Source organism: Actinophytocola sp. (assembly GCF_009379765.1).
Lineage (GTDB): Bacteria > Actinomycetota > Actinomycetes > Mycobacteriales > Pseudonocardiaceae > Actinophytocola.
The window spans coordinates 34,256-57,778 of the sequence record NZ_WHTD01000023.1 but is presented as its reverse complement, the minus strand read 5'-3'; the positions used below and the strand labels follow the sequence as shown (position 1 = coordinate 57,778).

The 23,523-nt window shown below is 72.1% G+C and carries 20 protein-coding genes and 2 pseudogenes; 10 read left to right on the top strand and 12 right to left on the bottom strand.

Annotated elements, in window-relative coordinates:
* Positions 1 to 69: 69 nt before the first annotated feature.
* Both GEV28_RS09925 and GEV28_RS09920 read left to right on the top strand, forming a co-directional pair.
* A complete protein-coding gene (locus GEV28_RS09925) occupies positions 70 to 603 on the top strand; it encodes a sigma-70 family RNA polymerase sigma factor (RefSeq protein ID WP_291410926.1) in 534 nt (177 codons plus the stop codon).
* Positions 600 to 1,514 (top strand): VOC family protein, encoded by a 915-nt coding sequence (locus tag GEV28_RS09920; RefSeq protein ID WP_291410923.1) that lies wholly within the window; start codon positions 600 to 602, stop codon positions 1,512 to 1,514. Before GEV28_RS09925 ends, GEV28_RS09920 begins: the two co-directional genes overlap by 4 nt.
* Before the next feature lie 573 nt (positions 1,515 to 2,087).
* Here GEV28_RS09920 and GEV28_RS09915 read toward each other — a convergent pair.
* Entirely contained in the window at positions 2,088 to 3,044 is a 957-nt protein-coding gene (locus GEV28_RS09915) for a YafY family protein (RefSeq protein WP_291410922.1), read from the bottom strand.
* A gap of 63 nt (positions 3,045 to 3,107) precedes the next feature.
* Between GEV28_RS09915 and GEV28_RS09910 the strand changes: the two genes are divergently transcribed.
* Positions 3,108 to 4,256, top strand: coding sequence for an epoxide hydrolase family protein (locus GEV28_RS09910; RefSeq protein ID WP_291410920.1), 1,149 nt, complete (start codon positions 3,108 to 3,110; stop codon positions 4,254 to 4,256).
* A gap of 24 nt (positions 4,257 to 4,280) precedes the next feature.
* Positions 4,281 to 5,393: a winged helix DNA-binding domain-containing protein gene (locus tag GEV28_RS09905; protein ID WP_367115076.1), complete on the top strand. Its 1,113-nt coding sequence runs from the start codon at positions 4,281 to 4,283 to the stop codon at positions 5,391 to 5,393.
* A 17-nt stretch (positions 5,394 to 5,410) separates the two neighbouring features.
* Here the strand turns inward: GEV28_RS09905 and GEV28_RS09900 are convergent, their stop codons facing one another.
* On the bottom strand, positions 5,411 to 6,691 hold the full coding sequence (locus tag GEV28_RS09900) for an FAD-dependent monooxygenase (RefSeq protein ID WP_291410918.1): 1,281 nt from the start codon (positions 6,689 to 6,691) through the stop codon (positions 5,411 to 5,413).
* Positions 6,692 to 6,760: 69 nt separating this feature from the next.
* Here GEV28_RS09900 and GEV28_RS09895 point away from each other — a divergent pair, with 69 nt between their 5' ends.
* Positions 6,761 to 7,345: a TetR/AcrR family transcriptional regulator gene (locus GEV28_RS09895; RefSeq protein WP_291410916.1), complete on the top strand. Its 585-nt coding sequence runs from the start codon at positions 6,761 to 6,763 to the stop codon at positions 7,343 to 7,345.
* Between the two features lie 352 nt (positions 7,346 to 7,697).
* Here the strand turns inward: GEV28_RS09895 and GEV28_RS09890 are convergent, their stop codons facing one another.
* Both GEV28_RS09890 and GEV28_RS09885 read right to left on the bottom strand, forming a co-directional pair.
* Positions 7,698 to 8,489, bottom strand: coding sequence for an SCO1664 family protein (locus GEV28_RS09890; RefSeq protein ID WP_291410914.1), 792 nt, complete (start codon positions 8,487 to 8,489; stop codon positions 7,698 to 7,700).
* 1 nt (position 8,490) lies between these two features.
* Complete coding sequence (locus GEV28_RS09885; RefSeq protein ID WP_291410912.1) at positions 8,491 to 9,063, bottom strand: DUF3090 domain-containing protein; 573 nt, start codon at positions 9,061 to 9,063, stop codon at positions 8,491 to 8,493.
* Between the two features lie 118 nt (positions 9,064 to 9,181).
* On the opposite strand from GEV28_RS09885, the gene GEV28_RS09880 reads away from it, so the two are divergent.
* Together GEV28_RS09880 and GEV28_RS09875 are read left to right on the top strand one after the other, a co-directional pair.
* Positions 9,182 to 11,119, top strand: coding sequence for a prolyl oligopeptidase family serine peptidase (locus tag GEV28_RS09880; RefSeq protein WP_291410911.1), 1,938 nt, complete (start codon positions 9,182 to 9,184; stop codon positions 11,117 to 11,119).
* A complete protein-coding gene (locus GEV28_RS09875) occupies positions 11,116 to 12,027 on the top strand; it encodes an LD-carboxypeptidase (RefSeq protein WP_291410909.1) in 912 nt (303 codons plus the stop codon). The genes GEV28_RS09880 and GEV28_RS09875 overlap by 4 nt, the downstream gene beginning before the upstream one ends.
* A gap of 158 nt (positions 12,028 to 12,185) precedes the next feature.
* Here the strand turns inward: GEV28_RS09875 and GEV28_RS09870 are convergent, their stop codons facing one another.
* On the bottom strand, positions 12,186 to 12,971 hold the full coding sequence (locus tag GEV28_RS09870) for an MBL fold metallo-hydrolase (protein ID WP_291410907.1): 786 nt from the start codon (positions 12,969 to 12,971) through the stop codon (positions 12,186 to 12,188).
* Positions 12,972 to 13,038: 67 nt separating this feature from the next.
* Between GEV28_RS09870 and GEV28_RS09865 the strand changes: the two genes are divergently transcribed.
* A complete protein-coding gene (locus GEV28_RS09865; RefSeq protein WP_291410905.1) occupies positions 13,039 to 14,319 on the top strand; it encodes an aminotransferase class V-fold PLP-dependent enzyme in 1,281 nt (426 codons plus the stop codon).
* A 113-nt stretch (positions 14,320 to 14,432) separates the two neighbouring features.
* On the opposite strand, the gene GEV28_RS09860 is transcribed toward GEV28_RS09865, so the two are convergent.
* On the bottom strand, positions 14,433 to 15,248 hold the full coding sequence (locus GEV28_RS09860) for a metalloregulator ArsR/SmtB family transcription factor (RefSeq protein ID WP_291410903.1): 816 nt from the start codon (positions 15,246 to 15,248) through the stop codon (positions 14,433 to 14,435).
* A 99-nt stretch (positions 15,249 to 15,347) separates the two neighbouring features.
* Positions 15,348 to 16,286 carry a LysR family transcriptional regulator gene (locus tag GEV28_RS09855; protein WP_291410901.1) on the bottom strand — a complete coding sequence of 313 codons (939 nt, stop codon included), beginning with the start codon at positions 16,284 to 16,286 and terminating at the stop codon, positions 15,348 to 15,350.
* An 85-nt stretch (positions 16,287 to 16,371) separates the two neighbouring features.
* On the opposite strand from GEV28_RS09855, the gene GEV28_RS09850 reads away from it, so the two are divergent.
* A complete protein-coding gene (locus GEV28_RS09850; RefSeq protein ID WP_291410899.1) occupies positions 16,372 to 17,700 on the top strand; it encodes an aspartate aminotransferase family protein in 1,329 nt (442 codons plus the stop codon).
* Positions 17,701 to 17,722: 22 nt separating this feature from the next.
* Here the strand turns inward: GEV28_RS09850 and GEV28_RS09845 are convergent, their stop codons facing one another.
* Both GEV28_RS09845 and GEV28_RS09840 read right to left on the bottom strand, forming a co-directional pair.
* Positions 17,723 to 18,778: a winged helix DNA-binding domain-containing protein gene (locus GEV28_RS09845; protein WP_291410897.1), complete on the bottom strand. Its 1,056-nt coding sequence runs from the start codon at positions 18,776 to 18,778 to the stop codon at positions 17,723 to 17,725.
* Positions 18,779 to 18,935: 157 nt separating this feature from the next.
* Positions 18,936 to 19,097: pseudogene (locus tag GEV28_RS09840) on the bottom strand (epoxide hydrolase N-terminal domain-containing protein); the annotation flags it as partial.
* Between the two features lie 62 nt (positions 19,098 to 19,159).
* Between GEV28_RS09840 and GEV28_RS09835 the strand changes: the two are divergent.
* Positions 19,160 to 19,881 (top strand): annotated as a pseudogene (locus tag GEV28_RS09835) (helix-turn-helix transcriptional regulator).
* 21 nt (positions 19,882 to 19,902) lie between these two features.
* Here GEV28_RS09835 and GEV28_RS09830 read toward each other — a convergent pair.
* From GEV28_RS09830 to mptB (GEV28_RS09820), 3 genes are read right to left on the bottom strand one after another with little or no spacing between them, the layout of a single operon-like run.
* Positions 19,903 to 20,439, bottom strand: coding sequence for a GNAT family N-acetyltransferase (locus GEV28_RS09830; RefSeq protein ID WP_291410895.1), 537 nt, complete (start codon positions 20,437 to 20,439; stop codon positions 19,903 to 19,905).
* Positions 20,439 to 21,950, bottom strand: coding sequence for a polyprenol phosphomannose-dependent alpha 1,6 mannosyltransferase MptB (mptB, locus tag GEV28_RS09825; protein WP_291410893.1), 1,512 nt, complete (start codon positions 21,948 to 21,950; stop codon positions 20,439 to 20,441). The genes GEV28_RS09830 and mptB (GEV28_RS09825) overlap by 1 nt, the downstream gene beginning before the upstream one ends.
* Positions 21,940 to 23,460 carry a polyprenol phosphomannose-dependent alpha 1,6 mannosyltransferase MptB gene (gene mptB / locus GEV28_RS09820; RefSeq protein ID WP_291410891.1) on the bottom strand — a complete coding sequence of 507 codons (1,521 nt, stop codon included), beginning with the start codon at positions 23,458 to 23,460 and terminating at the stop codon, positions 21,940 to 21,942. Before mptB (GEV28_RS09820) ends, mptB (GEV28_RS09825) begins: the two co-directional genes overlap by 11 nt.
* Positions 23,461 to 23,523 lie beyond the last annotated feature (63 nt).

Below are 23,523 nucleotides of genomic sequence, written 5' to 3'. Positions count from 1 at the left end.
TCGATCGTCCGGGTGAAAAGTTCGGCACCGACCCGTCGGAGTGTCGGTCCCCGGGACGACTATGTGGACGTGACCGACCCGCGGGTACGGCCCGACCCGGCGCTCGGGCTGCTGGAGCTGTACGACGACGCGCTGCCGCACGTCTACGGCTACCTGCTGGCCCGTTGCCGGGACGTCACCCTGGCCGAGGACCTCGCCGCCGACTCGTTCCTCGCGGCGGTGCACGCGGTGCGCAAGCCCGGTGCGCCGCAGCCGTCGGTCCCGTGGCTCATTGGCGTCGCGCGACACAAGCTCGCCGACCACTGGCGCCGCGTCGAGCGTGAGCAGCGCGGGCTGCGGCTGCTCGGCCCGCTGGACACCGCCGAGCCGGACCAGGTCGAGGACCCGTGGGACATCGCGGTCGACGCGATCCGCGCCCGCGAGGTGCTCGCCACGCTCGGCCCGCACCACCGCGCGGCGCTGACCCTGCGATACCTCGACGGGCTGCCGGTGCCCGAGGTGGCCCGGCATCTCGACCGCACCGTGCACGCCACCGAGGCGTTGCTGGTGCGCGCCCGCTGCGCGTTCCGCCGGATCTATCAGGGAGAGGAGGGCTCGTCGTGACCGACCCGTTCGAGGCAGCGTTCGAGACGCTGCGCGAGCCCCTGGTCCCGGTCGACCCGGACCCCCGTTTCGCCGCACGGCTGCGGGAGCGGCTGACCCGTGCCGTGCTCGACCAGCAAGAAGGAGCAGACATGACCACCCGAATCGTGCGGCGGGAGCCGGCCTGGCCGCCCTCGCTCGCCCCGTCCATCATGGTGTCCGACGCCCGCCGTGCGCTGACCTGGTACGCAGAGGTGCTCGGCGGCGAGCAGCGCGGCGAGTTGTACGTCAACGACGACGGCACGATCGGGCACGCGGAGGTCGGCCTCGGCGACGCCGTGCTGATGTTGTCCGAGCCCTCCGACCTCTGGCCCGACGTGCCGGTGGCCGCGCCCGACGCGCCCACCACCTTCAGCCATACGCTGCACCTGGAGGTCGCCGACGTCGACGGGGTCACCGAGAAGGCGCGGCGGCGCGGTGCCGTGGTGGAGCGGGAGCCGGTCGATCAGCCGTATGGCCGCGGCTCGGTGATCGTCGACCCGTTCGGCCACCGGTGGATGCTCCTCCGGCCGCCGGGCCGGGCCACCCGGGCGCGGCAGGGCGACATCGCGCACGTGACGATGGTCGCCGCCGACGCGGTCCGAGCGAAGGACTTCTACGAGGCCGTGCTGCAGGTGCCGTTCACCCCGGGCGCGTCGCCCGGCGCGTGGGGCGCGGAGGACGTCACCCCGCAGTTCGGCATGTGGTCGCCGCCGGACCAGGAGCCGCAGGTGGAGCTGTGCTACCGGGTCGACGACATCGCCGAGGCGCTCGACCGGGTCCGCGCGGCGGGCGGCACCGCGGCCGCCGCCGAGCGCAAGCCGTACGGCCTGCTCGCCGAGTGCGTGGACGACCAGGGCGCGCGGTTCCAGCTCTGGCAGCCCACGGACTAAACGTCATGCACCGGCCAACCGGAGTTGGTCCCACGCCGACTGCCGGGGTTGGAAACAGCGTCCATGACCATCGATCGAGGTGTCACCCGGCGGACGCTGCTGCGCGCCGGAGGGGCCGGGGCGGCATCGCCGCGGCCGGGCTCGCCCTGCCGGGCATCGCGCAAGCCGCTCCGGCCCTGGTGGGGCGGGCCCGGCCTGACGGTTTGCTCGACCAGCCAGGCGAGTGCTCCACCCGGAGTTGCTCACCCGAGCAAGCGAGCCTTCAGTCGGTGCTCACCATCCGGTAGGTGCCCCAGTCGAGCACGGTCTCCTTCTCGACCACCGCCGCCCGCCAACCGAGCCGCGCGTCGCGCGGGAGTTCGGGCAGGGCGCAGGTGCCCTCGGCGGCGAGGTAGTCGTGGCACTCGCCGTGCGAGGTCGAGGCAGGCGACGGCTCCGCGCTACCAGACCTACTACTCGATCTTCACCCGCGGCCAGCACATCCCGCATGTGCCCCAGGGTCTCGCCTACTGGGCCGACTACAAGGTCCAAACGATCCACCACGGACCGCTCGTCGAGCTCATCCCCTGACGGTCAGCCGCCCGCGGCCCGGCCGAACACGCCGGCGAGCACGCGGACCTGGTCGACCAGCTCCGGCGGCGAGAGCACCTCGAAGTCGAACCCGATCTGCGCGATGTAGATCGGGAACTCGGCGAGCGAGGGCCCGCCGACGTGCAGCAGGCAGGTGTGCTCGTCGACCGCCTCGACCACCCCCGACGCGGGCGACACCCGCTCGGCCGCGACCTCGGCCGGCGCGTGCAGCCGGATCGTGGCCTGCACCCTGTACGGCGCCGTGGAGATCGCGCGAGAGATGTAGCCGGCGACGTCCTCGGCCGGCGGGTCGCGTGGTGGGAAGCGCGGGCCGGGCGAGGGCGGGCCGGCGATCCGGTCCACCCGGAACGTGCGCCAGTCGGCCGGCTCGCGGTCCCATGCCAGCAGGTACCAGCGCCGTCCGGTGCACGCCAGCCGCACCGGCTCGACCAGCCGCCGCAACTCGGTGCCGTCGGCCCGGGCATAGCGCAGCCGCAGAGACTCGTGGTCCCGGCACGCCGTGGCCAGAATCGTCAGCAGCGACGAGTCGACGGTCGGGCCCCGTGCGGGCAGCGACACCGTCGAGGAGCCCAGCGCGTTGACCCGCCGCCGCAGCCGCGCCGGCAGCACCTGCTCGAGCTTCGCCAGTGCCCGCACCGACGTCTCCTCGATGCCGGAGATCGTGCCGTTCGCCGCGGTGCGCAGGCCGACGGCGACCGCGACCGCCTCGTCGTCGTCCAGCAGCAGCGGCGGCATCGCCGCGCCCGCCTCCAGCCGGTAGCCGCCGGCCGCGCCTGGGGTCGCGGTGACCGGGTAGCCGAGGTCGCGCAGCCGGTCGATGTCGCGCCGCACGGTCCGCAGCGTCACCTCGAGCCGCTCGGCGAGCTGGGTACCGGTCCAGTCGCGGCGTGCCTGCAGCAGCGACAGCAGCTTCAGCAGCCGCGCCGACGTCTCCCACATGCCAGAAATCATCGCAGAGAATGGTGACCGACCCTGTCACCATTGGTCGATAGCGTCCTTGTCATGACCAACACCGAGATCCGCCCGTTCCGCGTCGACATCCCGCAGGCCGACCTGGACGACCTCGACCGGCGCCTGGCCGCCACCCGCTGGCCCGACGAGCTGCCCGGCGTGGAGTGGACCTACGGCGTGCCGCTCGGCTACCTCAAGGAGCTCGCAGAGTACTGGCGGACCGGCTACGACTGGCGGGCGCAGGAGAAGCTGCTCAACGAGCTGCCCCAGTTCGTCACCGAGATCGACGGCCAGACCATCCACTTCGCCCACGTCCGCTCCCCCGAGCCGGACGCGCTGCCGCTGGTCATGACGCACGGCTGGCCCGGCTCGATCGTCGAGTTCCTCGACGTCGTCGGCCCGCTCGCCGGCCCCCGCGCGCACGGTGGCGACCCGGCCGACGCCTTCCACCTGGTGATCCCGTCGATGCCTGGCTTCGGCTTCTCCGGCCCCACCGGGGAGCCCGGCTGGCACACCAAGCGGATCGCGCAGGCCTGGGCCGAGCTGATGCGCCGCCTCGGCTACGACCGGTACGCCGCGCAGGGCGGCGACTTCGGCGCGATGGTCACCCCGGACCTCGGCCGGGTCGACGCCGAGCACGTCGTCGGCCTGCACGTCAACGCGGCCACGGTCGGCTTCATCCCGTTCGGCGGGGTGGACGAGGAGTCGCTGACCGAGGTCGAGAAGGCGCGCTGGGCCCGCCAGCAGCTGTACCAGAACGACGGCAACGCCTACTTCCAGCTGCAGGCCACCCGCCCGCAGACGATCGCCTACTCGCTCGTCGACTCGCCGGTCGGGCAGCTCGCGTGGATCGTGGAGAAGTTCAAGGAGTGGACCCACCCGGCCGCCGACCTGCCCGAGGCGTCGGTCGACCGGGACCGGATGCTCACCAACGTGATGCTGTACTGGCTCACCGGCACCGCGGGCTCGGCGGCGCGGATCTACCACGCGACCACGCACTCCGCCGAGTCGCCTTACCGCACCGAGGTGCCGACCGGCGTGGCCGCGTTCGCCGAGGACATCCCGATCCGCCGCTACGCCGAGGAGACCAACACGATCACGCACTGGAGCGACGTCGAGACCGGCGGGCACTTCGCCGCGATGGAGGTTCCCGACCTGCTGGTCGGCGACGTGCGAGAGTTCTTCCGTGGTCTGCGCTGACGGTCTGTGCTGAGGAGGGTGACGGTGACGGTGACGGTGCTGAGCCTGCGGGCGATCAACCGGGCGACGCTGGCCCGCCAGCTGCTCGTCGAGCGCGACACCCGTTCCGCCGAGGACGCGGTCGAGCACCTGGTCGGCATGCAGGCTCAGGCACCGTTCCCGCCCTACACCGGGCTGTGGACCCGCCTGGTCGACTTCCGGCCCGCGGCGCTGGCGGACGCGTTGCTCGAGCGGCGGGTGGTGCGGATCGCGCTGATGCGCGGCACGGTCCACCTGGTCACGGCGGCCGACGCGGGCTTCCTGCGCCCGCTGGTCCAGGTGATCATGGACCGGGACCTGCGGACCAACACCTTGCACGCGCGCAACCTCGACGGCGCGGACCTCACCAAGATCGCCGACGCCGCCCGGCTCGCGCTCGAGGAGAAGGCGCACACCGCGAAGGAGCTCGGCGAGACGCTGGCCGAACGCTGGCCGAACATCGTGCCGAGCTCGCTCGCGCACGTCGCCCGCGGGCTGCTCCCGCTGGTGCAGGTGCCACCGCGCGCGGTGTGGGGCCGCGCCGGGCAGACCGCGTACCGCACCTCGGAGCACTGGCTGGGCCGCCCGCTCGACGCGTCGCCCGACCCGGCCCGGCTGGTGCGGCGCTACCTCGGCGCGTTCGGCCCCGCCACGGTCAACGACATCCAGGCCTGGTCCGGGCTCACCCGGTTGCGCGAGGTGGTCGAGCCGCTGCGCCCGACCCTGCGGGTGTTCGCCGACGAGCAGGGCCGGGAGCTGCTCGACCTCCCCGACGCGCCCCGGCCGCCCGCCGACCTGCCGGTGCCGGTTCGGTTCCTGCCCGAGTTCGACAACGTGCTGCTGTCCCACGCCGACCGGACCCGGGTGATGTCCGAGGAGCACCGCAAGCGGCTGTTCGCCGTGAGGAACGGTGTCATTCCCGGCACGGTCCTGGTGGACGGCTTCCTGCGCGGCGCGTGGCGGATCACCAGACAACGCAAGGCGGCGACACTGACGATCACCCGGTGGGCGAAGGTGTCCAAGAAGGACACCGCGGCCCTGGTCCGCGAGGGCGCACGGATGCTCGAGTTCGCCGCGACCGACGCGGACACCCGCGACGTGGTCGTGACGGCCCTCTAACCTCGCGAGTCCAACACTCACGACCCGCGAGTCCAACGTTGCGGACCGCGCCCGCGTGGGTCCGGATGGGGATTGTGGTTGTGCACGGACAGATCAATCATGTGGGTGGGGCGATGGGGGTGGCGGAGCCAGTCGGGATTGTACTTCGGCAGTGCGTCGGATTTCCTGGCCTGTGTAAGACGTTCTATCGTGCCGAGGGCGCGCATCAGCGGCAGCCGGGCGATGGTGTCGCGAACTCGTCTGCCGGTGTCGGTCTTGGGCACCATGAGCCGGACGTTGGGTCCGATCTGCTGCTTCGTGCGGACGAGGGCGCGGTGGCTGTCCTGGTAGCGGGGGAATGCAACCTGATGGTCTCCTCCGGCTGCGGCGAGTTCCCCGGCGAGCCGGTACGCGCCGACCAGGGCCAGTTCCGCGCCCGCGCCTGAGGCTGGGGAGGCGCAGTAGGCGCCGTCGCCGGCCAGCGCGACCCGGCCGGCCGACCACGAGTCCATGTGCACCTGGCTCAGCGCGTCGAAGTAGAAGTCCGGATCGGCCAGTGCGGCGGCCAGCAGTTCCTTGATCCGCCAGGACGGTTCGCTCCCGAACACGTCGCTCACCAGGCGCTTGTGCTGCGCCACATCGCGGTGGTCGTAGGTCAGAGGGCCGGATCGGAAGATGAAGTATGCCTTGGCCTGGGCGTGGTTGCCGGACCGGTAGATCCCGGCCATCCTGCCCGGACGGGGGTTGTGCATCGTCACCCAGCGGTTCTCGCCCAGCGCCGCGTCGGTGTTGGCGAACGCGAAGTAGTGGTCCTTGTACCGGAGGAATCGTGACTCCGGGCCGAAGGCCAGCTTGCGGACCGTGGAGTGCAGGCCGTCGGCGCCGATGACCAGGTCGAAGCGGCGGGTGTCCGCGCGGTCGAAGGTGACAGTGACGCCGTTGTCGTCCTGTTCCAGGCGGCGGATGGAGTCGTCGAAGATGTACTCGACGTCGGTCGCCTCGTGCAGCAGCGCGACCAGGTCGTCGCGCATGATCTCGACCGCGCCGGGGTCCCGGGTGTCGATGTGGGCCACGCTCCGGTCGTCGGCGTCGACGAACTTCATGCCCATCACGTCGGTGGCCGCCGCCTGGACGCGCGGCATAATGCCCATCCGCTCGACCACACCCGACGCCATGTCCCGCACGTCGACCCCGTTGCCGCCGGCTCGCAATCCGGGGGCGCGCTCGACGACGGTGGGCTGGAAGCCGTACCGGGCCAGCCAGTGCGCCAGCGTCAGCCCGGCGATGCTGCCTCCCGAGATCAGAATCCGCTTGGTCATCTGGGGCTCCCTTGCGATAGAGTAAGTGAAATGAACATTCCACTTGACTATATGGAAGGACCGTTCCAGATGTCAACGTCGGGAGAGCGTGGCCGCAGGGCCGATGCGGTGCGCAACAGGCGGCTCGCGCTGGAGGCGACCACGGCGCTGCTGGCCGAGCCGGGCACCTCGCTCACCGTCGAGGCCATCGCCAAGAAGGCTGGCCTCGGGGCGGCGACCGTGGTACGTGCCTTCGGCGGTAAGGACGCGCTTCTCGACGCCGCCGTGTCCGGCCTGCTCGAACCCGTGGTCCAGCGCGCCAGGGACCTGCTGGAGGAGACCGATCCGGAACGAGCGCTACGCACGTTCCTCGCCGAGCTGATCGCCTTCCAGTCCGCGCACCACGCCATCAGCGACCAGTTGGACGGCCTGGACGTGCCCGCCACCACAGCGTTGCGGGCCACACTGGTTCGGGTCGTGTCGGAGATGATCGCCGGGGCACGGCAGGACGGCGCGATCCGCACCGACATCGATCCCGCCGCCACCACCGCCCTGGTCGGCCAGACCGCCTACGCGATCGCCCGATCACAACCCGCGTCCCAGGAACTCACCGACGCCTTCATCACCGTCATCATGGACGGCCTGCGCCCACCCGTCGCTCGCCAAGGTCGGTGAGACCAGGCGCTGGCACCATGCGGATCCGGCGCGTTGCGTGGCACTCATCGCTGCCCACCGACCACAACCCGGAGGTGACCACGGCGGGCGGTACGTCATACGGCGCGGCCGTGGATGACCGGTGCTTGTTCGCAGTGAGCGGGGTTCGGTGGGAGGGCCGCGCGTTGACCGTCAACGGGCACGGTGCGATGTGCAGGCCGGCTGGTGCCGATGTTCGATGTCACAAATAGGTCACCAAATGCGTATTAGCCTTCCGGACCGCCGAGTCCCCCGTTCGCGCGCCGCGAACGTCGAACTCGGACCACCCGAGTGTTGGACTCGCGGTACCCGAGCGTTGGACTCGCGGGCGTGGCTAGAAGGCGGGCCAGGGGATGGCCCGGTAGTCCGCGCCCGGGGTGGGGAACTCGGCGGTCCGCTCGAGCTCGTCGAGCCGCGCGCCCAGGGCGCGGATCTCCGCGCGGGTCAGGTGCTCGGCCAGCGACTCGGCGAGGGCCGGCATCGCGGCGCGCAGGGTGCCCAGCATCTCCAGGACGTCCTCGGGGAGCGGCTCGCCGACCCAGCCCCACAGCACGGTCCGCAGCTTGTGCTCGGTGTGCAGGCAGATGCCGTGGTCGACGCCGTAGACGTTGCCGTCGGTGCCGTGCAGGACGTGGCCGCCCTTGCGGTCCGCGTTGTTGATCACCACGTCGAGCGCGGCCATCAGCCGGATGCTCGGGTGGTCGGAGTGCGCGAGCACGGCAGGCTCGCCGAAGCGGTCGTGCGCGCGCAGCACCCGCCGCCAGCCCTTCGGCACGTCGTCCGGGCCGATGACGTCGACGAGGTCGTCGCCCTCCTTGGTGTCCACCCACAGCTGCACCATCCCGGGACCGAACGGCCCCGCGCGCAGCACCGTCGGCGGGACCAGATGCAGCCCGGTCGCCTCGGAGACCAGGTAGGCGCCGACCTCCCGGCCGGCGAGCGTTCCGTCCGGGAAGTCCCACAACGCCCGTTCGCCGGACACCGGCTTGTAGACGCAGTGCGCGACCTCGCCCGCACCGCTGATCGCGCAGAACAAGGTGGCGTTGGACGCGTCCACCAGCCGACCCTCGACCTCGATGCGACCGCGGGTGAGCAACTCGGCGACGGCCGGATCGGACGGGAACAAGTTATTCCGTCTCGTCCTCGGTGCGCCGGTACCCGTTCTGCCGCGGGCACACGTGCCCGGCCGGGTCCAGCGGCTCGCCACACAGCGGGCACGGCTTGCGGCCGGCGTTGATCACCCGGTCGGCTCGCTCGGCGAACGCCCGCGCCCCGGCCGGGGTGAGGAACACCCGCACCGCGTCCGGGCCCTCCTCGGTGTCGTCGAGCACGACCGACTCGTCGACCTCGCCCTCGGTGATCGCGAGCAGCTCGATGACCACCGCGCGGGTCTCGGAGTCCCAGCCGAGCCCCATGGTCCCGACCCGGAACTCCTCCTCGACGGGCACCGTCAGCGGGCCGGCGTCGACCTGGTCGTCGGGCGTCTCGTCCGGGAGGTCGGCCCCGAAGCGCCGGTGGACCTCCTCCAACAGTGATCCGATGCGCTCGGCGAGCACGGCCATCTGCTGCTTCTCCAGCGTGACGCTGATGGTCCTCGCGCTCTCCGAGGCCTGCAGGTAGAACGTACGGTCGCCAGGTTGACCGACCGTCCCGGCGACGAACCGATCGGGCTGGCGGAACACATGAATGACACGAGCCATGGCACCTCCGACCCTACGGCAACAACAAAGTCGAGCAGGCCTGTTCCCCCCAGGCCGACGTGTTGGCGCCACGTTATCGGAGGTCACCTTCGGCGGCCGACCGGTTAGGGTTGCCCGCGTGGTGAAGATCGCACAGTTCGGGACCTGGGAGTCACCGTTGGGTGCCGCGTCGGTGGCGGCGTCGGGCGGTGAGCCGAAGTGGGTCGACGTGCACGGCGGCCGGGTCTGGTGGGCGGAGACGCGCCCGACGGAGGCCGGCCGCGTCGCGTTGCTCCACGAAGGACCGGACGGTCACCCGGTCGAGGTGCTGCCGGCGCCGTGGAACGTCCGCAACCGGGTGCACGAGTACGGCGGCCGGCCGTGGACCGTGCTCGACAGCCCGGGCGGCGAGCTGGTCGTCTTCACCAGCTGGGCCGACCAGCGGCTCTACCTCCTCGAGGTCGGCGCGCCCAGTGAGCCGCGGCCGATCACCCCGGCGCCCGATCGGCACCACGGTGTCCGGTATGCCGACCTCTCCCCCGGGCCGGACGGCTCGGTGCTGTGCGTGCGCGAGACGGTCACCGGCGACGGGCCCACCGACATCCACCGGGACCTGGTCGCGATCCCGGTCCACGGCGATCCCGACGGCGGCGGGGCCCGGGTGCTCGTCGCGAGCCACCGGTTCATGACCGGCCCGCGGCTCTCGCCGGACGGCACGCGGGTCGCCTGGATCGGCTGGGACCACCCGCGCATGCCGTGGGACGGCGCCGAGCTGTGTGTCGCCCCGCTCGCCGGCCCCGGTGCGTACGAGGTGCTCGCCGGGGGGCCGCGGGAGAGCCCGTGCCAGGTCGAGTGGGAGTCGCCGGAGTCGTTGCTGGCACTGTCCGATCCGGACGGCTGGTGGAACCTGTTCCGCATCGGGCTGGACGGGTCGCGCCGTAACCTCGCGCCGTGCGCCGAGGAGCTGGGCGGGCCGCTCTGGACGGTCGGCGCGCGCTGGTTCGCGACCCTGGGCGACGGCCGGTACGCGATCCTGCGGTCCGGCCGGCTCGCGGTGCTCGACGAGAACGCCGCGACGGTGACCGATGTGGACACCGACCGGACCATGTGGACACCGGACGTCGCGGTGCTCGACGGCGCGATCGTGTCGGCGGCCGGCGGGCCCACCCGGGACCTCGCCGTGGTCAAGCTCGCCGGTGGCGCGCTGACCACGCTGACCGCCGAGCGCACCGGCCTGCCGGACGAGACGTACCTGCCGGTGCCCGAGGAACGGCTGTTCGCGGGCCCGGACGGCCGCCAGGTCCCGGCGCTCGTGTACCCGCCGACCAACCCCGACTTCGCCGGGCCGGACGGTGCCGCGCCGCCCTACCTCGTGTACGTGCACGGCGGGCCGACCGGCAAGGTGCGCGGCACGCTGAACCTCGAGATCGCCTACTTCACCAGCCGCGGCTTCGGTTACGCCGCGGTCAACTACGGCGGCTCGGCCGGCTACGGGCGCGAGTTCCGCGAGTCGCTCAACGGCGAGTGGGGCGTGGTCGACGTGCACGACTGCGCCGCGGTCGCCACCGCCCTCGCGGAGGAGGGCTCCGCGGACGGCACGCGGCTGGCGATCCGGGGCGGCTCGGCGGGCGGCTGGACGTCCGCCGCCTCGATGACCACAGTGGACACCTACCGGTGCGCCACGATCATGTACCCGCTGCTGGACCTGCTGGGCTTCGCCGACGAGACGCACGACTTCGAGTCGCGCTACCTCGACGGCCTCGTCGGCACACTCCCCGAGCACGAGGCCCGGTACATCGAACGGTCGCCCATGAACCGGCTGGACCGGCTCGCCGGCCCGGTGCTGTTGCTGCAGGGGCTCGAGGACCAGGTGTGCCCGCCGGAGCAGGCCAACCGGTACGTCGCGGCGCTGGACGGCAGCGGCGTGCCGCACGCGTACCTGACGTTCGAGGGCGAGCAGCACGGGTTCCGCCGCGCGGACACCGTGACGGCAGCGCTGGAGGCCGAGCTTTCCTTCTACGGCCAGGTGTTCGGGTTCGCCACGCCCGGGGTGCCCGTGGTGGAGCTGCGCCGGTGACCCGCACGCGGCCCGCGCGGCTGAAGCCCGGGGACACCGTCGCGGTCGTCGCGCCGGCCGGGCCGGTGCCCGCCGAGCCCCTGGACGCCGGCGTGGCCGTGTTGCGGGACTGGGGCCTGCGGGTCGAGGTGGGCAAGCACGTGCTGGACCGCCACCCCGACGTGCCCTACCTCGCCGGGCACGACGCGCACCGGGTGGGCGACCTGCAGCGCGCGTGGTGCGACCCGGACGTCGCCGCGGTGATCTGCGCGCGCGGCGGCTACGGCGCGATGCGGATGGTCGACCTGCTCGACTGGGACGCGATGGCCGAGGCCGGGCCGAAGGTGTTCACCGGGTCGAGCGACATCACCGCGCTGCACCAGGCGATCGGCGACCACCTCGACCTGGTGACCGTGTTCTCGCCGATCGTCGCGGGCGAGTCGTTCGACCCGACCGCGCAGAAGTACCTGCGCGCCACCCTGTTCGAGCCGGAGTCGATGCTGTCGCTGACCGGCCCCACGGTGGCGACGATGAACCACGGCACCGCGACCGGCCCGGTGGTCGGCGGCAACCTGAGCCTGCTGTCCTCGTGCGTCGGCTCGTCGGCCCGGCCACCCGACGACGCGATCGTGTTGCTGGAGGACGTCAACGAGGAGCCCTACAAGGTGGACCGGATGCTCACCCAGCTGTTGCGGGCGGGCTGGTTCACCGGGGTGTCCGGCATCGCGCTGGGCTCGTGGACCGGCTGCGGCGAACCGGCCGAGGTGTACGCCGTGCTGGCGGACCTGCTGGGCGGCCTCGGCATGCCGACCGTGTGGGACCTCGGCTTCGGCCACGTCCCGGCCCAGCTCACCATCCCTCTCGGCGTGGAGGCCACGTTGAACGCGGACGCCGGCACCCTCACCCTGACCGAGCCGGCCCTGGTCTAGTGTCGCGTGACCCTGAAACCTTTACGCCGCTGCGGCCAACGCGGCCCCTGGCCGCGTTGGAGAAAAACCCAAGTACACCCAGTACGAGCGACTTTCCTCCGCCTAGCCAGGAACCACGTGGATCCACAGCGGACGCAAAGGAACAGGATCACGCGACACTAGGCAGGTCCCAGCGGGTTCGTGGTCTCGTCCACAACCTGATCGGCGCTGAACACACCGACCGCGACTCCGAGTATCGCGACAACCCGGTCCGCTGTTGAGATGTTGCCCGGATCAACGGCCGCGCCGGTGACGACCGGGCCGCCGTGGCCGATGCAGGCGGTCTCCACGTCCAGGGCGGCCATCCGGTGGAAGCTCTCGAGCTGCTGGTCCTCGTCCTGGTTGAACACGCCCAGTATCACCACGCCGTCCGGGGTCGTGCCGATCGTGTCGCCGGTGAACAGGACCCGCGGCTCCGGCAGGTACACCGCGACGCTGCCCGGCGTGTGGCCGGGGATGCTCAACACCCGTGCCCCGCCGCCGAAGTCGAGCTCGTCGCCCTCGTGCAGCAGAACGTCCACCGTGGTCGGTGGGGTCGACGCGAGGCCCAGCGAGCTGATCTGCTCCCACAGGTGCGCGTCGAACTCGGTGACCACCGGTTCCGGCCGCGGCGTCTCGCCGGTGACGAACGGCGCGTCGGCCTCGTGCACGTGGACCGGGGCGCCGTGCCAGGACCGGACTTCCTCCGCGGCGCCCGCGTGGTCCTCGTGGCCGTGGGTGATCACGATCCGCTCGACCGCGGAGGGCGCCAGCCCCAGGCTCGCCAGCGCCTCGGCGATGGCCGCGGCCGAGCCGGGCACACCGGTGTCGACCAAGGTCACAGCGTCACCGTCGCGCCACAGGTACAGCTGGCCGAACTCCACCCGCACCATGTACAGGCTCGGCCGCAACTCGGTGATCTCCATGCACCCCACGCTAGTGGGGCGCGCCGAACCCGCCCGCGGTTTCGCTGTCAGCACATACGATCGCGGGATGGACCCGATACGTCGGCGCAGTCTGCTCACCGCCGGACTCCTCGGGGCCGGCGCGGCCATGGCCGGTTGCACGACCGAGCAACCAACCAGGGGTGAGGCGCCGCCGGGCGGGTCGACCGAGTTCGACCCGATGGACTGGGACGACGTCCGTGCGCAGTTCCCGCTCGACCCCGACCTCGTCCACCTCGCCGCGTTCGTGCTCGCCACGCACCCCAAGCCGGTCAGCGAAGCCATAAGCCAGCACCGGGAGGGGCTCGACAAGGACACCGAGCACTACGTCCAGGCGCACCACGGCGCGGAGGACGAGGTCCGCCGAGCCGCCGCCGAGTACCTCGACACGCAGCCCGCGAACATCGCGCTCACCGACAGCACCACGATGGGTCTCGGCATCCTCTACTCCGGCCTGAAGCTGCGTCGGGGCCAGGAGATCCTGACCACCGAGCACGACTTCTACGCCACCACCGAGGCCCTGCGCCTCGCGAGCGAACGGTCCGGTGCCACGGTCCGCCGCGTCCGGCTCTACGACGAGCCGGCCACGGCGAACGAGACCCAGATCGTCGACCGGCTCCGCGCCGCGATCGGCCCGCGCACCAGGGTGGTCGCCGTGACCTGGGTGCACTCCGGCACCGGCGTCCGGCTGCCGGTCCCGGCCATCGGGCAGGCGGTCGCCGAGGCCAACGCCGGCCGCGCGCCCGCCGACCGGGCACTGCTGTGCGTGGACGGCGTGCACGGCTTCGGCGCGGTCGACGCCGACATCGACGACCTGGGTTGCGACTTCCTCGCCACCGGCACCCACAAGTGGCTGTTCGGGCCGCGTGGCACGGGCCTGCTGTGGGGCCGTTCGTGGGAGGCGCTCGCCGCGCTCATCCCGACGTTCTCCGGCGGCGCCAACCCCGGCGCGGCATTCACCCCCGGCGGCTACCACTCGTTCGAGCACCGGTGGGCGGCCCGCGAGGCGTTCGAGTTCCACCAGCGGATCGGCCGCGGCCGGATCGCCGCCCGCATCGCCGAGCAGGCGAGCCAGCTCAAGGAGGGTCTCGCCGGCATCGACGGGATCCGGCTCGTCACCCCCACCTCCCCCGACCTGTCCGCCGGGGTGGTGTGCTGCGAGGTGTCCACTATGGACGCATACGCCGCGACGGCGACGCTGCGCGCGGACCACCGGATCGCCGCGAGCGTCACGCCCTACGCCCAGCGGTACCTGCGGTTCGGCCCGAGCATGGTGACCACCCCCGAACAGATCGACCGCACGATCGAGGCGGTCGGCACGCTCGTCTAGTACTACAGGGCTAGATCAACTTCTGCCGGCCCGAAGCTCGCTGGTCACGGTCGTGTCCGGTGGTTGGCTCCCCGGGCATTGCCGCAGGTCGCGCGAAGATCTGTCCCTGTAGTCTAGACGGGTTCCGGCAGCGGCGCGCCGGTCTCCAGCAGCGTCTTCATGCTCGCGACCAGGTGTGGCCAGCCGCCGCTCTGCTCGAGCCGGCCGCTCACCGCGCGGTACATCTCGGTCTCACCGGCGAAGCCGTCGTGGGTGACGGTGAGCTTCACGACCGGCCCGGCCTCCTCGATGTCGAACGCCACCCGGGTCCGCGGCTCCTGGACCAGCTCGGCGAACTTCTCCGCCGACCAGCCGAACAGCTCGGCGTGCTCGGGCTGGTAGTTGTGCCAGCTGTAGGCGAGGCGCCGGTGCGGGTCGGACTCGAGCACGACCTGCCCGTGGTCCTTGGCGGCCTCGTCCGGCGCGTAACGCAGCAGCACCGGCGAGCCCACCCGCCAGTCCGACTCGAGCTCGAGGCCGCCCCAGTACCGACGGGTGAACGCCGGGTCGGTGAGCGCCTGCCAGAGCCGCTCGGCGGTCGTGTCGATGAACGTGGTGTAGACGAACACGGGGTTGCCCATCGGTTCCTGCTCCAATGCTGTCTTGAGGTCGGCCAGCGCGTGCACCCGGTCCCGGTCGTACCGGTGGATCCAGCGCTGCGCGATGGCGTTGATCGGCTCCGCGTTGAGGTGGTGCAGCTTCTCCCGGCCGCGCCACACGGAGGTGACGAGGTTGGCCTCGGCGAGCACCGCGAGGTGCTTGCTCACCGACTGCCGGGCCATGTCCAGACCGGCGCACAGCTCACGCAGGCTCTGCCCGTTGCGCGCGTTCAGCCGGTCCAGCAGGCGCCGCCTGCTCGGGTCGGCCAACGCTCGGAACACCTCGTCCATACACCCACCTCGACATGCAGCCATTTGGCTGCCTAAATATAGGCAGCCAAATGGCTGCATGTCAACGCGGTGCTCAGCCGGCTGCCGAAAGAGGTGTCCTCACGGGGGCGCGGGCCGGCCACTCCGAGAGCCCGTTCTCGGCCCTGTCAGCTCGGCCGGCACCGGCAGCCGGCGCACCGTTTCGAGCACCAGGTTGACCGCCGCCCGCGACCGCGCGCCGCGCCGGATCACCGCCGTGATCGTGCGGGTGACGGCCGGGGTCAGCTCGCGCGTGGCGACCCGGTAGCGGGGATCGACCGCGAGCGCGGGCAGCAGCGCGACCGACAGCCCGGCCTCGACGTGCTGCAACGTCATCATGTAGTTGCTGAACCGGCAGACCACCCGCGGCTCGAAACCCGCCTGGCGGCACAGCCGGGTCGCGAGGTTCGCCATGTAGGACTGCGGCATGTCGAACGCCCAGGGCTCACCGGCGTGGGCGGCGAGGTCGGCCGGGCCGCGCCCGGCCGACTCCGGCGGCACGACGAGCACGATCGGGTCGGTGGCCAGCGGGACGATGTCGACGTCCGGGCCCAGCGGCAGCTCGACGAAGTCCGGCGTGGTGATGATCAGGTCGGCGTCGCCGACGCGCAGCGCCGGGATGCTCTCGTGCGGTTCCAGCTCCAGCAGTTCGACGTCGACGTGCGGATGCGTGCGCGCCAGCTCGGTCACCGCCGGGACGGCGAGGGTGTGGATCGCGCTCTGGAACGCACCCAGCCGCACGAGCCCGGCCGGTTCCTCACCGAGGCCGCGCAGCTCCGCCTCGACGGTTTCGATGTGGTCGAGGATCGCCCTGGCCCGCCGCGCCAGGATCAGCCCGGCGGGCGTGAGCCGGACCCGGCGTCCGGTGCGTTCCAGCAGCTGGGTGTGCGTTTCCGCCTCGAGGACCGCGAGCTGCTGGGACACGCTCGACGCGCTCAGGTTGGCCGCTTCGGCGACCGCGCGCACCGTGCCCAGGGTGTCCAGCCGGCTCAGCAGCCGCAGCCGCCACGGGTTCAGCATGCGTCCATTGTTGTACGGCTCTGCCGAACAGCACGCTCGGAATCGTGAGATGGACGTGGCGCTCGGGCGGTCCTAGCTTCGAAGCATGGCTGCTCCGACCACCGCATCGCCGTCCACCGAGTTCTGGGCCGACGCCGGACGGCACCTCGTCCGCTACGGTGGCGAGTTCACCCCCGAGATCATCGACCGCGCCGCCGGGAGCTTCCTCTACACCGAGGACGGGCGCCGCATCCTCGACTTCACGTCCGGCCAGATGAGCGCGATCCTCGGCCACTCACATCCGGAGATCGTCGACACCGTGCGGCGCCAGATCGGCTCGCTGGACCACCTGTTCAGCGGAATGCTGAGCCGCCCGGTCGTCGATCTGGCCCGGCGGCTGGCCGAGACGATGCCCGCGCCGCTGGCCAAGGCGCTGCTGCTGACCACCGGCGCCGAGTCGAACGAAGCCGCGATCCGGATGGCGAAGCTCGTCACGGGCAAGCATGAGATCGTGTCGTTCGCGCGGTCGTGGCACGGCATGACGCAGGCCGCGGCGAGCGCGACGTACAGCGCGGGCCGCAAGGGCTACGGCCCGTCCGCACCGGGCAACTTCGCTATCCCGGCACCGAACTCCTACCGGCCGGACTTCACCCACGCCGACGGCTCGCTCGACTGGCGGCGTCAGCTCGACTTCGGGTTCGACCTGATCGACGCCCAGTCCGTGGGCAGCCTGGCCGCGTGCATCGTCGAGCCGATCCTGTCCTCGGGCGGCGTCCTCGAGCCGCCGCCGGGCTACTTCGCCGCGCTGCGGCAGAAGTGCCGCGAGCGCGGGATGCTGCTGATCCTCGACGAGGCCCAGACCGGGCTCTGCCGCACGGGCACCTGGTACGCGTTCGAGCGCGACGGCGTCGTCCCGGACATCCTGACGCTGTCGAAGACGCTCGGCGCCGGCCTGCCGCTGGCGGCGGTGCTGACCAGCGCCGAGATCGAGCAGGAGGCGCACGACCGCGGGTTCCTGTTCTTCACCACACACATCTCGGACCCGCTGGTCGCGGCGGTCGGCAACACGGTGCTCGACGTCCTGACCCGCGACCGCCTCGACGAGCGCGCGCGCCGGCTCGGCGGGTTGCTGCGGCACGGCCTCGAGCGGATCGCCCACCGGCACGACGTCGTCGGGGACGTCCGGGGCCGGGGCCTGCTGGCCGGACTCGAACTGGTCGTCGACCGGGACACCAAGGAGAGCTCCGACGAGCAGGGCGCGGCCGTCACCCGCCGCTGCCTCGAGCTCGGCCTGCACATGAACATCGTCCAGCTGCCGGGCATGGGCGGGGTGTTCCGGATCGCGCCGCCGCTGACCGCGACGGAGGAGGAGCTGGCGCTGGGCCTGGAGATCCTGGACCAGGCCATCGCCGACACCTCGGCCGAGCTGTCGTGAGTGGAAGGACAGCAGTGGTGCATCACCGCAACGTCAGCGTCCGGTCGAGGTCCGGGGCGGCGAGCTCGAGCAGCCGGGTCGCCTCCGCCGCCACCTCGTCTTGGTCCACACGCGACAGTCGCTCGAACAGCTCGACGGTCAGCGTGGCGGAGTCCTTGGCCCAGCGCAGCTTCCACGTGCCGCGGACCGTCCCGTCCACGAGCACGGTCGGGTGGATCATCGAGCCGACGCAGATCCGCCTGCGGTACTCGTCAGGCATCAGCCGGGTCCGGTCGGCGTAGGCGATGACCAGGTTGTCGAACTCCGGCAGCAGCCGCACCGGCGCCGGCGTGTCCGGGTCCGGGTAGGTCTGGCCGGGCAGGTCGTACCGGTCGCCGGCGCGCACGAGGTCGGTCATCCCGTCGACGACCTCGGTCAGGCCCGGCACGCCGGACCACGTCTGCACGTCCTTCACCGTCGCCGGGCCGTAGCCGGTCAGGTAGCGGCGGACCAGCCGCGCCGGGTCGAGCCGGGTGTCGAGCGGGCGGCCCAGCCACTCGGTCGCCAGCGTGAACGGGGTCGTGCCGCCTCGCCGCCACGTGCCGCTCGGCGGCGGGTGCACCACCGGCACCAGCGCCTGCACCGACCACGCCAGCGGGTCCGGCGCCACCGACGGCCACCGGCGGGCCAGCTCGTCCCGCAGCTGCGGCCGGGTCAGCGTCCGGCCGGCCAGCAGCGACTCCCCGACGGAGGCCAGCTCGGCCAGGTCGACGCCGGCCATGATCCGGCCGAACGAGGCTCGCTGCGCCCGCGCCAGCGTCGGCGCCACCAGCGGCCGCAGCCAGCCGTAGTCCTCCCCCAGCACCAGGTGCTGCGTCCCGCGCAGCACCGACGAGCGCACCACCGTCCGGTCCGCCAGCAGGTCGGTCAGCGAGAGCTCGGCGAGCCGCGACCACAGGCCGAGGTACGGCGCGTTGACCGACTGCGCCTGCAGCCCCACCAGCCGCCGCACCGCGTCCACCGTGGACATCGTGGACCGGTGCAGCAGCAGCTGGCGGGACAGCGTCGCGCGGTTCAGGGCGCGGTCAGCGGTGGTCACCGAAGAACTCTCGCAGCTCGCCGGCCAGCAGGCGGGGCGTCTCCAGGCCCGGGAAGTGCCCACCTTGGTCGAACTCCGTCCACCGCGCGACCTCGCCGTTGGGGCCCAGCATCGAGCGGATCGAGCTGTCGCCGGCGAACACCGACACGCCGAACCGGGTCCGCCAGTACTCGGCGAGGTCCCGCAGGTAGTCCACCGGCACGCCGCGCTCCCAGCCCACCCCGGGCAGCGGGGTGGGCCAGCGGGTGGCGGCGAGGCGGGCGGCGAGGTCGTCCAGGTCGGCCTGCGGGATGTCGATGCGGAAGCTCTCGATGTTCATGGACCCAGGCTAGGAACCATTGCGGAACGGTTCGTTCCGCAATCGGGGCCAGAATGAAGGCCATGTTGGACACCTCGGCGCGGCTGCTGCGCCTGCTCTCACTCCTGCAGGCCCGGCGCGACTGGACCGGCCCGGTGCTGGCCGAGCTCGAGCAGGTGCTCCCCGCGCGGCTGCGGCACCGGGTGCACGCCCTGCACACCGCGACCGTCCCGGTGTCCGGCCGCGGTCCTACCGTCGACGCCGAGGTGCTCAGCACGCTCGCCGCGGTGTGCCGCGACCACGAGCGGCTGCGCTTCGACTACGCGAGCCACGAGGGCACCGAGTCGGTCCGGACGGTCGAGCCGCACCGCCTCGCGCACGCCCGCGGCCGCTGGTACCTCGTCGCGTACGACCTCGACCGGCGGGACTGGCGCACGTTCCGGGTCGACCGGCTGCGGCCCAAGATCCCGACCGGTCCCCGGTTCGCGCCGCGCGAGCCACCCGCCGGCGACCTCGCCGCGTACGTCGCCGCCACGCTCGGCACCGCGATGTGGCGCTACCGGGCCACCGTACGGGTGTTCGCCCCACCCGACGAGCTGGCGAGGAAGCTGCCGCCGGTGTCGAGCTCGTGTCGTCGACCGAGCACGAGTGCGTGGTGGCCGTCGGCTCGGACACCCCGCAGATGCTGGCCGTCTACATCGGACTGATGGACGCCGACTTCGAGGTGACCGGCCCGCCGGAGCTCCTGGTGCAGCTCGAGAGGCTGTCCACCCGCTACGCCCGAGCGGCAAGACCCCACCCCTGACGGAGCGAGCCAATGTTCCAGTCACCGCCTGAGTTCCCAGACCACGTCCACGCCGACCTCGCCCGACGTCAGCATCTCCCGGGGCGGGGTGCGGCGGGCGACCTCGGTGAAGCCCAGCCGCCGCGGGACGCCCTCGCTCGCCGTGTTCGCCGCGTCGTGCCAGATCTGCACCGCGTTGACCCTCGACAGCGTGAAAGCCACGCCCACCAGTGCGGCGGTCGCCTCCGTCGCGTAGCCCCTGCCGGTGCGCGAAGGGTGCAGCCAGTAGCCGATCTCCAGCGTGTTCGGGACCCCGTTGTTCGCCAACCCGCACGCGCCCACGACGGCGCCGTCGACGGTGATCGCGTAGCTGAACGCCTTGCCTCGCTCCCAGCTCGCCTGGGTGCCCGCCAGGAAGTCGGCCGCCGCGGTGCGGTCGTAGGTGCCGAGCGACCACGGCATCCACGGTCGCAGCGACGGCTGCGCGGAGACGACCACCCGCCGCAGCTCGTCGACGTCGGTGTCGCGCCAGCGGCGCAGCACGAGCGGGCCACGCCCGACCGTCGACGCGGGAGCCATCAGTCGCGCACCGGGCGGATCGCCCAACGCAGCGGATCCGGGCGGACCAGCGACACCGCGGCCAGCACGGACAGCGCGATCGCCAGGAACATCCACGGCCACACGTACAGCAGCGTCTCGCCGTCGGCCGAGTACGGCGCCACCATGAACGCCGAGACGCCCACGAACACGGCCAGCCGGCGCGGCTTCCACGGCAGGCCCGCGGCCAGTGCCAAGCCCCAGGTCAGGTACCACGGAAGCATCGTCGGCGACAGCAGCGCCACCGCGAACAGCGCGATCGCCGCGCGGCGCACCGCGTCCGGGCCGCCGTCGCGGGCCCGCCACCACTGCCGGACCACCACGTACAGCAGCAGCGCGGTGCCGAGGAGCCGGGTCACCGTGATCACCCAGTCCCGCGGCACGTCCACCGCGATACCGATGATCCCGTGCAGGACCTCCCCCGCCGCGGTCGGCACGGACAGCCAGTTCACCAGCCGGGAGGACGCGTTGAGCATCGTCACCCAGCCCAGGTCCACCCCCGCCAGCACGGTCACCGCCGCGAACACCGCGCCGAACACGGCCACCGCACCCGCGCACGCGCGGACGAAGGCACGCCACCGGGTCGAGGACAGGTGCCCGGCCCACACCCACACCAGGAACGGCAACGCCACCGCCGCGCTCGCCTTCACCGCGACGCCGAGGGTCACCAACGCGATCCCGGCGACGTGGTGGCGGTCGAGCACGAGCACCGCGCCCGCGGCCATGAACCCGATCATCATCAGGTCGTTGTGCGGCCCGCCGACCAGGTGCACCACGGTGAGCGGGCCGGCGAGCAGCATCCACGCGGCCACCGGGAGCCGGCCGCCGAGGTGGCGCACCAGGCCGGGCAGCGCCCACAGCAGCAGGCCCAGCCCGACCAGCTGGGTGAGCCGGGTGAGGAGCACGCCGGCCACGATGTCGGTGCCGGTGAGCCACACCGTGGCCTTGGTCAGCAGGATGAACAGCGGCCCGTACGGCGCGGGCTGGTCCTGCCAGAACGGGTGCACGTTCTCGATGAGCTCCGGCGAGTCGAGCACGGTCGGGCCCACGGTGAACGGGTCGAGCCCGGCCAGCGCGATCGCGCCCTGCGCGAGGTAGGAGTACACGTCCCGGGTGAACAGGGCCGGTGCCAGCAGCAGCGGCGCGGTCCAGCACGCGGCGGCGACCAGCACCGGGCGGGTCTCGTACCGGCGCGCGAGCACCCCGCGGCCCAGCCGCACCCACGCCCACACCATCAGCGCGAAGCCGACGTAGACGACGAGGGTGGCGAACATCCTGCCGTGCCCGTAGCGCAGCCAGGACAGCGCGTCCGCGGACATGACCGGGTCGTCGAGCACACCCGCCGCGGCCCCCATCCCGCCGAGGAGCAGCAGCACCGAGCCGACCGTGCCGAGGACGATCGTGCGGACCGGGGTCGTCGCCGGTTCGGCCGGTGCGGGGGCCTCGCCGGTGGCGCTCACGGTGTCGGTGGCCGTGCCGGTGTCAGCGCTCAACGCTCATTCCGACCGGCGTGAGCGGCTCGAGGTGCCGGTCGAAGACGTTGAGCGGGTCGGGTCGCAGCAGCGAGACGCCGGCCAGCACGGACACCCCGGCGGCCAGCGCGATGAACAGCCAGTTGTAGAGCAGGTCGTCACCGGCCGGGGTGTAGGTGAGCACCAGGAACACCGCGAGGGTGACCTGCACGGCGAGCTGGCGACGCTTCCACGGCAGCGCGGCCGCGAGCACGAAGCCCCAGGTCAAGTACCACGGCAGGGTGGCAGGCGACAGAATCGCGACGACCAGCAGCGCGATCGCGGCGCGCTTGACCGCGTCCGGGCCGCCGTCGCGGGCCCGCCACCACTGCTTCACCAGGATCACCAGCATCAGGATGCCGCCGACTACCCGCAGCGCGTTGACGAAGTACACCTTCGGCGTCTCGATCACCAGGCCGATCACGCCGTGGACGAACTCGCCGGCACCGGTCGGCAGCGACAGCCAGTTCACGATGGCGGTCGGCGCGTCGAGCGCGGCGATCCAGCCGAGGTCCACCCCGGACACGAACGTGGCCGCGGCGAAGGTGACGACGAAGATCCCGAGCGAGCACGAGCATGCGCGGACGAAGTTGCGCCACCGGGTCGAGGAAAGGTGCCCGGCCCAGACCCACACGAGGAACGGCAACGCCACCGCGGCGGTCGCCTTCACCGCGACCGCGAGGGTCAGCAGGACCATGCCGAGCACATGTCGTCGTTCGAGCATCATCGCCGTGCCGGCGGCGAGGAAGCCGACCATCAGCAGGTCGTTGTGCGGGCCGCCGATCAGGTGCACGACGGTCATCGGGCCGGCGATCGCGAGCCACAGCGCCACGGGCAGCCGACCGCCGAGGTGCCGCACCAGCGTCGGCATGGCCCACAGCAGCAGGCCGGCGCCGATCAGCAGGCCGATCCGCATCAGCAGCACGCCGGCGATCATGTTGGTCCCAGTGACCGAGATGACGCCCTTGGCGAGCAGGATGAACAGCGGCCCGTACGGCGCCGGGGTGCTCTGCCAGAACGAGTCGACGTTGTCCACCACCGGGTCGACGTCGAGGTTGCCCGGCCCGACCGTGAACGGGTCGAACCCGTGCAGCGGCAGCGTTCCGTAGGCGATGTAGAGGTAGGCGTCCCGGCTGAACACCGGCGGCGAGAACAGCATCGGGATGATCCAGCACACCGCCGCCACGAGCACCGGCCGCGCCCCGACCCGCCCGGCGAGCACGTGCCGGCCCAGCCGTACCCACGCCCAGACCACCAGCAGGAATCCGATGTAGAGGATGACCGTGGCGAGCATCCGCCCGTGGCCGTACCGGACCCACGACATCGCGCCGCGCCCCAGGATCGGGTCCTGCGCGAGGATCGCCCCGGCGCCCAGCGCGCTCACGAGGACCAGCAGGCTGCCGATGGTGCCGAGCGCGATGGTGCGCACCGGCAGCGGATGCGTGCGCCGCACACCGGATTCCGCGGGGTTCGCGTTGTCGACGGTGGTCACACTGCCTTCTGCGGACGGTTCGGTGGTGGTGAACATGGCGGCTTGAGATTACACAGGCTGGTT